Annotated in this window: 6 protein-coding genes; 5 read left to right on the top strand and 1 reads right to left on the bottom strand. The window is 67.5% G+C overall.

Annotation, left to right across the window (positions count from 1 at the left end; translation table 11 throughout):
* Positions 1 to 1319, bottom strand: a 1319-nt coding sequence (locus B2284_RS02445; protein ID WP_286697142.1) for a DNA gyrase/topoisomerase IV subunit A, incomplete at its 3' end; no start/stop codon positions are given.
* 294 nt (positions 1320 to 1613) lie between these two features.
* Between B2284_RS02445 and B2284_RS02440 the strand changes: the two genes are divergently transcribed.
* From B2284_RS02440 to B2284_RS02420, 5 genes are all read left to right on the top strand, one after another.
* The gene (locus B2284_RS02440) at positions 1614 to 2768 is read left to right on the top strand and encodes a Fic family protein (RefSeq protein WP_136788319.1); all 1155 of its coding nucleotides are present in this window, start codon (positions 1614 to 1616) and stop codon (positions 2766 to 2768) included.
* A gap of 237 nt (positions 2769 to 3005) precedes the next feature.
* On the top strand, positions 3006 to 4958 hold the full coding sequence (locus tag B2284_RS02435; protein ID WP_286697139.1) for a type I restriction-modification system subunit M: 1953 nt from the start codon (positions 3006 to 3008) through the stop codon (positions 4956 to 4958).
* On the top strand, positions 4955 to 6226 hold the full coding sequence (locus B2284_RS02430; RefSeq protein WP_286697138.1) for a restriction endonuclease subunit S domain-containing protein: 1272 nt from the start codon (positions 4955 to 4957) through the stop codon (positions 6224 to 6226). Before B2284_RS02435 ends, B2284_RS02430 begins: the two co-directional genes overlap by 4 nt.
* The gene (locus tag B2284_RS02425) at positions 6223 to 9231 is read left to right on the top strand and encodes a type I restriction endonuclease subunit R (RefSeq protein WP_286697137.1); all 3009 of its coding nucleotides are present in this window, start codon (positions 6223 to 6225) and stop codon (positions 9229 to 9231) included. The genes B2284_RS02430 and B2284_RS02425 overlap by 4 nt, the downstream gene beginning before the upstream one ends.
* Before the next feature lie 62 nt (positions 9232 to 9293).
* On the top strand, positions 9294 to 10456 hold a 1163-nt coding region (locus B2284_RS02420; RefSeq protein ID WP_286697136.1), incomplete at its 3' end, for a beta propeller repeat protein.

Raw genomic sequence — 10456 nt, 5'->3', positions numbered from 1 at the left:
TCGAGGCGGCTGAACTTCGTCAGGCGGCGCAGCTGCAGGTCGAGAATGTACGTCGCCTGCGCCTCGGACAGGTCGAACACCTGCATGAGGCGCGCCCGCGCCGTCGCGGAGTCGTCGGAGGAGCGGATGATCTGGATGACCTCGTCGATGTCGAGGATCGCGATGAGCAGGCCGTCGACGAGGTGGAGGCGGTCCTCCTTCTTGCCGAGGCGGTGCGTGGTGCGCCGGCGTACGACGTCGATGCGGAAGTCGGTGTAGACGCGCAGCAGCTCTTTGAGCCCGAGGGTGCGCGGCTGGCCGTCGACGAGTGCGACGTTGTTGATGCCGAAGCTCTCCTCCATCGGCGTCAGCTTGTAGAGCTGCTCGAGTACCGCTTCGGGGTTGAAGCCGTTCTTCAGTTCGATGACGAGGCGCAGGCCGTGGTGGCGGTCGGACAGGTCCTTGACGTCGGAGACGCCCTGCAGCTTCTTCTGCCCGACGAGGTCTTTCATCTTGTCGATGACCTTCTCGGGCCCGACGAGGTACGGCAGTTCGGTGACGACGATGCCCTTGCGGCGCGGCGTGACGTTCTCGATGGTCGCCGTCGCGCGCGTGCGGAACGTACCGCGGCCGGTGAGGTAGGCGTCGCGGATGCCGTCGAGGCCGATGATGCGCCCGCCCATCGGCAGGTCGGGGCCCGGCACGAAGCGCATGAGGTCGTCGAGGCTGCAGTCGGGGTTCTTGATGAGGTGGACCGCGGCCTGCACGACCTCGCCGAGGTTGTGCGGCGCCATGTTCGTCGCCATGCCGACGGCGATACCGCTCGCGCCGTTGACGAGCAGGTTCGGGAACGCGGCGGGCAGGACGGACGGTTGCTGCAGCGAGTCGTCGTAGTTGGGCACGAAGTCGACGGTGTTCTCGTCGAGGCCGGCCACGAGCGTCAGCGATGCGGGCGCGAGACGCGCCTCGGTGTAACGCGACGCCGCGGGGCCCTGGTCGAGCGAGCCGAAGTTGCCATGGCCGTCGATCAGCGGCAGGCGCATCGTGAAGTCCTGCGCCATGCGCACGAGCGTGTCGTAGATCGCCGAGTCGCCGTGCGGGTGGTACTTGCCCATGACCTCGCCGACGACGCGCGAGGACTTGACGTGGTTCTTGTTCGGCGTCAGGCCGAGTTCGTCCATCGAGAACAGGATGCGCCGCTGCACCGGCTTGAGCCCGTCACGCGCGTCGGGAAGGGCACGCGAGTAGATGACGGAGTAGCTGTACTCGAGGAAAGCCGCCCGCATCTCGTCCTCGACATCGATGTCGATGATGTTCTCGACGATGTCCTCGTCCGGCATCTCGGGCTTCTTCGTGCGTGCCACTGCGCTTCCTCACTAGCTCGCTGACGCCCGGTGCCCGGGCAGGGTGCATCGCTCATCCTCGCGCATCCGCGCGCTGACGGGGGTTCGCGACACGCGGCGGAGGTGTGGGTGCATCCTGTGGCAGTCATGTCTCTATGTCGTTTGCATTAGGACATAGAGACGCGGCGGGTTACTGTCTCTATGTCCTAATGCAAACGACGCGGCGGGTTACTGTCTCTATGTCCTAATGCAAACGACATCGAGACATCGGGACACGACGGAGGGGTGGCCATGTTGTACGAGACACCGGACCTCGACGAGGTCGACGTCGCTGTGCTCGACGAGATCGATGCCATCCGTCGCGAGATGGCCGCTGTGCTGCGCGCCCCGAAACGATGGTCCGGGGGCCTGCGCCGGACGACCCAAGCGCGTGCCATCAGGGGGTCGAACAGCATCGAGGGGTACGACGTGACCCCCGAGGATGCGGCGGCTGCAGTCGAGGGCGATGAGCCGCTGACGGCGGATGAGCGCACGTGGAAGGAGATCGAGGGCTATCGGCGCGTGCTCACGTACGTGCTGCGTATGGCGACGTTGCCGGGGTTCGCTCTCGATGCTCACACGCTCAGGACGATGCACTTCATGCTCCTCGAACATGACCTGTCGAAGAGCCCCGGCGAGTTCCGGCGGGCAGCCATCTACGTTCAGGACGAATCGACCGGAGCGAACGTCTACGAGGGGCCCGATCCGGACGACGTGCCGGCCCTCATCGACGCCATGGTCGGCGCCATGAGTGCGTCATCGGGGGAGCACAGCATGGTTCGTGGTGCCATGGCTCACTTGAACTTCGTCATGATCCACCCTTTCCGTGATGGCAACGGACGTATGGCCCGCGTCCTGCAGACGTTGGTACTCGCCACCGACGACATTCTCGAGCCGGAGTTCTCCAGCATCGAGGAGTGGTTGGGCGCCAACACGCGGGCCTACTACGACGTCCTGGCCGCGACGGGGCAGGGTGCCTGGAACCCCCAGCGCGACGCGTCGGCGTGGGTGAAGTTCTCCCTCAGAGCCCACCACCAGCAGGCCCAGACGCTCCGGCGCCGTTTCCGCGACGCGGAGAACGTCTGGAGCGCGCTCGACGATCTCGTGGCGACGACAGGGGTGCCCGAGCGTTCGGTCGACGCACTCTTCGACGCTGCCCTGGGCATCCGCATCCGGCGCAGCACCTACGTCAACCGCACCGGCGTGGAAGAACGCACAGCGACACGTGATCTGGCGGCGCTGGCCACGGCGGGGCTGCTCAGCCCGGAGGGGCCGACGCGCGGCCGCGGCCGCTACTACCTCCCGGGCGAGCTCTTGCAGAACGTCGTCCGCGAGGCGCGTGGTGAGCGCACCCTCGTCGACCCGTACCCCGACCTCATGCGGCAGATCCGCATGAACCTGCCGTAGCGTCGAGGCGCGTTCAGCACCTGACACGATGACTCACGTGACGAGTGAGATCCACGGCATCAGCAGCAGGTCCAGCTGACGCGTTCGGGCTTCGCCCCCCCGCCCGCTCCGCGCGCCATGCAGACCCCGATCGGGCCCATGGTGGCCGGACGCCGCCTTGCGGCTTCCCCTGGACGTGGAGGACGTGCGCGCACGTTGACGCCCGATCGCGCTGGGCGTGCTGATTGAATGGCCCGCATGGCATCACCGCAGGGTTTCGAGGACAAGGTCGCGTTCGTCTGGAAGGTCGCCGACACGCTGCGCGGCACGTTCCGTCAGCACGAGTACGGCCAGGTGATGCTGCCGCTGCTCGTGCTGCGCCGCATGGATGCGGTGCTCGTCGACACCAAGCCCGCCGTGCTCGCGAAGGCGAAGACGTTCGAGACGATCGCCGCCCCGCAGGCGATGATGCTGAAGAAGGTGGCGGGGCAGCGGTTCTACAACATCTCGCGCTTCACGTTCACGAGCTTGCTCAGCGACGACAAGGCGCTCGCGGAGAACCTGTCGAACTACATCCGCGGTCTGAGCAGCGACGCGTACGTCGTCATGGAGGCGTACAACCTCGACGACAAGATCGCCCGCATGGATCGCGCGGGCATCCTTTACCGCGTACTCGCCGACTTCGCCGACCTCGACCTGCGCCCCAGCGTCGTGAGCAACGAGGCAATGGGTTACATCTTCGAAGACCTGTTGCGGCGCTTCTCGGAGATGAGCAACGAGACGGCTGGTGAGCACTACACACCGCGTGAGGTGATCCGCCTCATGGTCGAGCTGCTCGTCGGCGGCGAAGCGCACCGCGAACTCGTCGAGAGCCCCCTGCCGGTGCGCACCGTCTACGACCCCGCAGCGGGCACCGGCGGCATGCTCATGACGGCGATGGAGCACATGAGGGCGCTCAACCCCGAAACCGAGGTGAAGGTCTACGGCCAGGAGCTCAACGACGAGACGTGGGCCATCGCGCAATCGGACCTCATGATGCAGGACATCGACCCCAAGCAGATGCGCAACGGCAACTCGTTGACGCAGGACGCGTTCAGCGGTGAGCACTTCGACTTCATCCTCGCCAACCCGCCCTACGGCGTGAACTGGGCCGGGTACGCCGCCCCCATCAAGGAGGAGCACACCAAGCAGGGCATGAACGGGCGCTTCGGCGCGGGGCTGCCGCGCTCGTCGGACGGCTCACTGCTGTTCCTGCAGCACATGCTCTCGAAGATGAAGCCGACGGGTTCGCGCGTCGGCATCGTGCTGTCGGGTTCGCCGTTGTTCTCCGGCGCGGCCGACTCGGGGGAGTCGCGCATCCGCCAGTGGATCCTCGAGAACGACTGGCTCGAAGGCATCGTCGCGCTGCCGGATCAGATGTTCTACAACACCGGCATCTCGACGTACGTGTGGATCCTGACGAACGACAAGGCCGACGCCGACCGCGGCCTCGTCAAGCTCGTCGACGCCCGCGCCATGGGCACGAAGATGCGCAAATCGCTCGGCGACAAGCGCAAGGAGCTGACGGCCGACGCCATCGCCGAGATCGGGCGCCTCTACGGCGGCGCCCTCGACGAGGCGGACGGCGATGCGCGCGTCAAGGTGCTGCCGCGCGAGGCGTTCGGGTTCCAGCGCATCACGGTGGAGCGTCCGATGCGCCGCCGTTGGGAGGTGACGACGGAGGCCGTCGCCGATGCGCCGTTCGACGTGTTCGCGCCGCTGGTCGGTCAGCGGTTCGAGACGGAGAAGGCACTGCTGGCCGAGGCCGACGCGATCGCGAAGCTGACGGCGGCGCAGCGCAAGAAGTTCGCCGCCGCGTGTGCCGTGGCCGACTCCGACGCGCCGATCGTCACGAAGAAGGGGCAGCCCGAGCCCGACCCCGATCTGCGCGACGCCGAGAACGTGCCCCTGCCTGACGGCTGGTTCTCCCTCGACCCCGATGCCCGTGAGACCGCCCTGCGCGAGACGGCCGGGGCGCACCTCGAATCCGAGATTCGCCCCTACGTGCCCGACGCGTGGATCGACCACACGAAGACGAAGATTGGCGTCGAGATTCCCTTCACCCGCCAGTTCTACGTCTACGAACCGCCCCGTCCTGTTGAAAAAATCGCCGCCGAGATCCGCGACCTCGAAACGCAGATTCAAGGCTGGATGAAGGATTTGGGTCTATGACAACGCTCGCACTGGATGCGGTGTACAGAGATTCGCCAATGCGCAGAACCACCTTGCGACGGCTCATCTTTCGAAGAGAAGAGCGGGTGGGTGTCAGGGCCGCGCAGCGGCTTTCCCTGTCAAGCGCTGGGTACCTATATGCGCGGGAGGGAAGTCTCGATCGGCAGCAGGCGTCGGATAACACTGTTGAGCGAAGCCTCCTGGTGGCAGAGGGTGACCTCGTGGTTAACCCGATGTGGTTAGTGGGCGGGAGCATTGCAGTTTCGGCGTTGGCAGGGTCTGTGAGCCCGGACTATCGGGTTTTCAAGGTGGGTCCGGAGGTCGATGGGCGCTACCTCCACCACGTGCTGAGGAGCGCTCCCTACCGAGCGCAGTACGAGCTATTCGTCCGCGCCAATACGACGTTCGATCGTCGTATCCAACAGAGTGACCTCGACGACATGCCGGTCTGGGTGCCGCCGCTCGATCAACAGCGGCGGATCGCGGACTTCCTCGACGACCGCGTTCTCCGCATCGACCAGATCATCGCCGCGCGCAAAACCCAGGTGGCTTCTGTCAAGCAGGATCGAGCTGCGTACCTACAGGGCGAGTTCACCGCGGCCGCCGTAGGGCATGGAACAGCTCGTCTCGGATACCTGCTAAGCAATCTCGAACAGGGTTGGTCCCCTCAGGCTGATGCGACCCCTGCCGAGGGGGGCCGATGGGGTGTGATGCGCGCGGGTTCTGTCAACGGCGGGTTCTTCCGTGCTGGCGACAACAAGGCGCTTCCCGAGGGATTGAAACCTCGCACCGAGTACGAAATCCATGGGGGTGACATCCTCATGTCGCGAGCGAGTGGATCGCCTGAGCTGATCGGTAGCGTCGCTGTCGTACCGCAGGATGTGCGACCCAAGCTGCTTCTTCCGGACAAGCTTTACCGCCTCACGCTGCTCCCGGGGTGGTCTGCAGACTTCGTCGTGGGCATGCTCCGTGCTCACGAGAATCGGGAACGCATACGTTTGGGGATCAGTGGCGCGGAGGGCATGGCGAACAACCTGCCGTCGGGTGTCATTCGCGGGCTGCGGGTGCCGCAGCTGAGCTTGAGAGCGCAGGGCGAAGTGGTGGGACGTCTGGCTGCGCGGCAACAAGCTGACCGTAACTTCGAGGCCGGAACCACGCGCAGCATCGAACTTCTCACCGAATACAAGCAGTCCCTCATCACGGCCGCCGTCACGGGTGAGTTCGACGTGACGACGGCGTCGACACGAATCCCTGGGGAGCACGCATGACCGTCACGCAGGAGAAGGTGTTCGAGGCGAACATCGAGGCGCACCTGCTCGGTGCGGGGTGGGTGAGCGTCGATCCGACGACGTACGACCGCAAGCGCGGCCTGTTTCCTGACGAGGTGATCGCGTTCGTCGAGGCGTCGCAGCCGAAGGCGTGGGCGCAGCTCGTCACGCGTCACGGCGGTGAGTCTGCGGCGCGGGAGAAGTTCGTCACCGTCGTGCAGCAGCAGGTCGACCACCGGGGCACGCTCGACGTCCTCCGCAACGGCGTCAAGGATTCCGGCGTGCCGGTGAAGCTCTGCTACTTCAAGCCCGCCTCGGGGCTCAACGACGAGATGCAGCGCAGGTACGACGCGAACCGGCTCGGCGTCGTGCGTCAGCTGCGCCACTCCGAGTCGAACCCGCGCGATTCACTCGACCTCGCGCTCGTCGTCAACGGCCTGCCCGTCGCCTCCGCCGAGCTCAAGAACCCGCTGAGCGGGCAGGGCATCGAGCATGCGATGGCGCAGTACCGCAGCGACCGCAACCCGGCCGACCTCATCTTCGCTAGCCGCATGCTCGTGCACTTCGCCGTCGACCCGCACGCCGTCGCGATGACGACGCGGCTCGCAGGCTCGGCGACACGCTTCCTGCCCTTCAACCAGGGCTCCGCGGGCCCTGGCCACCCGGGCAGCGCCGGTAACCCGCCCGTCGACCCCACGAGCGGCGCGTATCAGAGCGCCTACCTGTGGGAGCAGGTGTGGCAGCGCGACGCGTGGCTCGACCTGCTCGGCACCTTCCTGCACGTCAGCGACGGCACAGTGCTGTTCCCCCGCTTCCACCAGTGGCACGCGGTGCGTTCGATCCTCGACGCCACCCGCCGCGACGGTGCGGGCGTCGACCGACTCATCCAGCACTCGGCGGGCTCGGGCAAGTCAAACACCATCGCGTGGACGGCACACTCGCTCTCGCGCCTGCACGGCGAGGACGACACGCCGATCTTCGACAAGGTCGTCGTCATCACCGACCGCACGGTGCTCGACCGTCAGCTGCAGGAGACCGTCGCCGGGCTCGAACACACCCCCGGCACGATCGTGCGCATCGACAAGAACTCGGCGCAGCTCAAGGAAGCACTCGAAGGCAACGCGGCCCGCGTCATCATCACGACGCTGCAGAAGTTCCCCGTCGTCGTCGAACTCGCGAAGAAGGCCGCCGCCGAGGGGGAGACGCGCGAGGTGGCCGGCAAGCGGTTCGCCGTCATCGTCGACGAGGCGCACAGCTCCACCGGCGGCGACGGCATGAAGAAGCTCAAGGGCGTCCTGCGCGGCGACGACCGGCTCGAGGCCGAGGAAGCCGCACAGGCCGAAGCGGAAGAAGCCGAAGAGGCGAACGATGCGTTGCTCGCCTCCGCGAAGCAACGGGGCAAGAGCACGAACCTGTCGTTCTTCGCGTTCACGGCCACGCCGAAACCGAAGACGCTCCAACAGTTCGGGGAGAAGGACGCCGACGGCGACTACCGCCCGTTCCACACGTACTCGATGCGCCAGGCCATCGACGAGGGCTTCATCCTCGACGTGCTCGCCTCCTACACGACGTACGACGTCTACTACCGCCTCGCCAACACCGAGCCGCGCGACGACATCGATCTCGACACCCGCAAGGGCCGCGCCGCGCTCGCCCGGTTCGCGTCGCTGCACCCGTACGAACTCGACGCGAAGGCCGAGATCATCGTCGAGCACTTCCGCGCCAAGACGATGAACAAGATCGACGGCCGGGCCAAGGCCATGGTGGTGACGCGCTCGCGGCTGCACGCGGTGCGCACCCAGGAGGCCATCGCGCGCTACATCGAACGCATGGGGTACGACACGGGCGCTCGTCCGCTGCGCGCGCTCGTCGCGTTCTCCGGCACCGTCACCGAGGACGGGGCGCCCGACGTCGTGCTCACCGAGGCGTCGATCAACGGCTTCGCCGAGTCGCAGCTCCCCAAGCGGTTCAAGGAGGACGACGACGCGAAGTTCCTCGTCGTCGCCGAGAAGTACCAGACCGGGTTCGACGAGCCGCTGCTGCACACGATGTACGTCGACAAGAAACTCGCCGGGGTGAAGGCGGTGCAGACGCTGTCGCGGCTCAACCGCACGCGGCCGGGCAAGCAGGACACGTTCGTGCTCGACTTCGCGAACACCGCCGAGGAGATCCACGACGCGTTCGCGCCGTTCTACGAGCAGTCGTTCGCGGCGCCGACCGACCCGAACATCCTCTACACGCTGCAGCGCGACCTCGAATCGGCGGGCGTGCTGTCGCTCGCCGAGATGGAGGCGGCCGTCGTCGCCCTGCTCGACGGGGCGGACGCGAAGCAGCCCGCCATCTACGCGAACGTGGGCGCGGCCGTCGGGCGATTCATCGCCCTCGACGACGACGCGGCCGACACTTTCCGCAGCACGCTCGAACAGTTCGTGCGTGCGTACGCGTTTCTCGCGCAGGTCATGCCGTGGGTCGATGCGTCGCTGGAGCGGCTGTTCCTCTACGGCAAGCTGCTGCTCGCCGACCTGCCGCAACGCGAGAGCGACCCGATGCCGCAGCTGTCGAAGGCCGTCCAGCTCACACACCTGCGGCTGTCGGTCTCGCACGAGGGTGACATCGGGCTCGAGGCGAGCGACGAGGCGGGCGTCGCACTGCCCGGTGAGGGCAAGGGCTCGCAGAACGAGCCGGAGAAGGACAAGCTCTCGGCGCTCATCGAGGCGATGAACGATAAGTTCGGCGCCGACCTGGGCGAGGGCGACCGCATCTGGATCGACCAGCAATGGGCCGCCGTCAAGGACAACGACCGCCTGCGCGTCGTCGCGCAGCACAACGACCGCTCCGCCTTCGAGCTGGTGCTCGAACAACTGCTCGCCGACGTCATGCTCGAACGGCACGACGCGAACGAGCAGTTCGTCAACTCCTACTTCGAGAAGCCGGGCCTCAAGCGGGCGCTGATCGGCCATCTCGCCGGCACGTACGACGAGTTCCGACGGGAGATGGTGGGGTGAGCGGGCAAGGCCGGCGCCCGTCCACGGCGGACCGGTGGCATCGACTGCGCCGCTCGCCGAGCATGCGGGCGGCGCTCGCGCTCGTGCTTGCGGCCCTGGGCGTCGTTGCGGTCATCTACGGCGCGCGCGCCATCGTCCGCGACCCGCTGCGCCCGGGCACCGTTCGCGCCGGCGAGCCGGTCGGCGGGGGCGTGGCGGCCGAGCCGTCGTCCGGCTCGTCGCCGAACGTCGAGATCGCGCAGGCCGCGACGCCGGCGTCGACGTCGTCGATCGTGTGGGCGCTGTCAGCGCGCTTCGGCCAAACCCAGTTCGCGCTCGCGCAGACGACGTGCGCGGGCACACACTGCCCGGCCCTGCTGCGCACCCAGGACGGCGGCGGCACCTGGCAGCAGGTGCACTCCTTCACGCAGGCCGACGTGTCGTCCGCGCAGGGCGACGCGCAACCCCTCATCCAACCCGCCGGCGCGATCAGCGACCTGCGCTTCCTCGACGCGCGCACCGGATACCTGTTCGGCTCCGACCTGTGGGTCACCCACGACGGTGGTCGCAGCTTCACGCAGGTGCAGCACCCGGGCGTCAGCGTCCTCGACGTCGCCGTCCACGACGGCCAGGCCTACGCCCTCACCGCCGCGAGCTGCATCCAAGGTGGCTGCACCGGCCGCCTCGAGGTCGCCCGCATCGGCACCGGCCGCACGCCCGCCGTCACCGAAGCCGTCGCGGGCGTCACGCCGCCCGGCGAGGTGAGCGACGCCGGCATCGTGACGGCCGGCGAGCACCTGCTCGTCCTCGCGCACGCCGAACGCAGCGGCGGCGAAGCTTCCGGCGCGTGGCGACTCACGGGCGACGCCCTCACGCCGCTGTCGACCCCGCCCGCGTGCAACGGCAAGACGATCGAAGCGGCGACCGGCCTCGGCGCGACGTCGCGGATGGTCGCCGTCTGCGACGCCGTCGTCACGGCCCGCTCGACGAGCTACTCCACCGTCACGAGCGTCGACGGCGGCGCGACGTGGCAGCTCGTCGGCGCCGGCAACCTCACCCTGCCCACGCAGGGACACGTGACGATCGCCGCGAAGGATCCGACGCACGTCGTCGCCGTCAGCGGCGGCCCACGCGAAGCCCTCGACGGCACGACGCGATTGCTCAGCGACATCGCCGTCGCCGCGAGCAAGGACGGCGGCGCGTCGTGGACGGAGGGTTCCCCGACGTCGCGCCCCAGCCCGGGAGG

The sequence above is a fragment of the Dermacoccus sp. UBA1591 genome (genome assembly GCF_002322065.1).
Lineage (GTDB): Bacteria > Actinomycetota > Actinomycetes > Actinomycetales > Dermatophilaceae > Dermacoccus > Dermacoccus nishinomiyaensis.
Note: the sequence above shows the minus strand (reverse complement) of the source record. Positions and strands in the feature narration are given on the sequence as shown.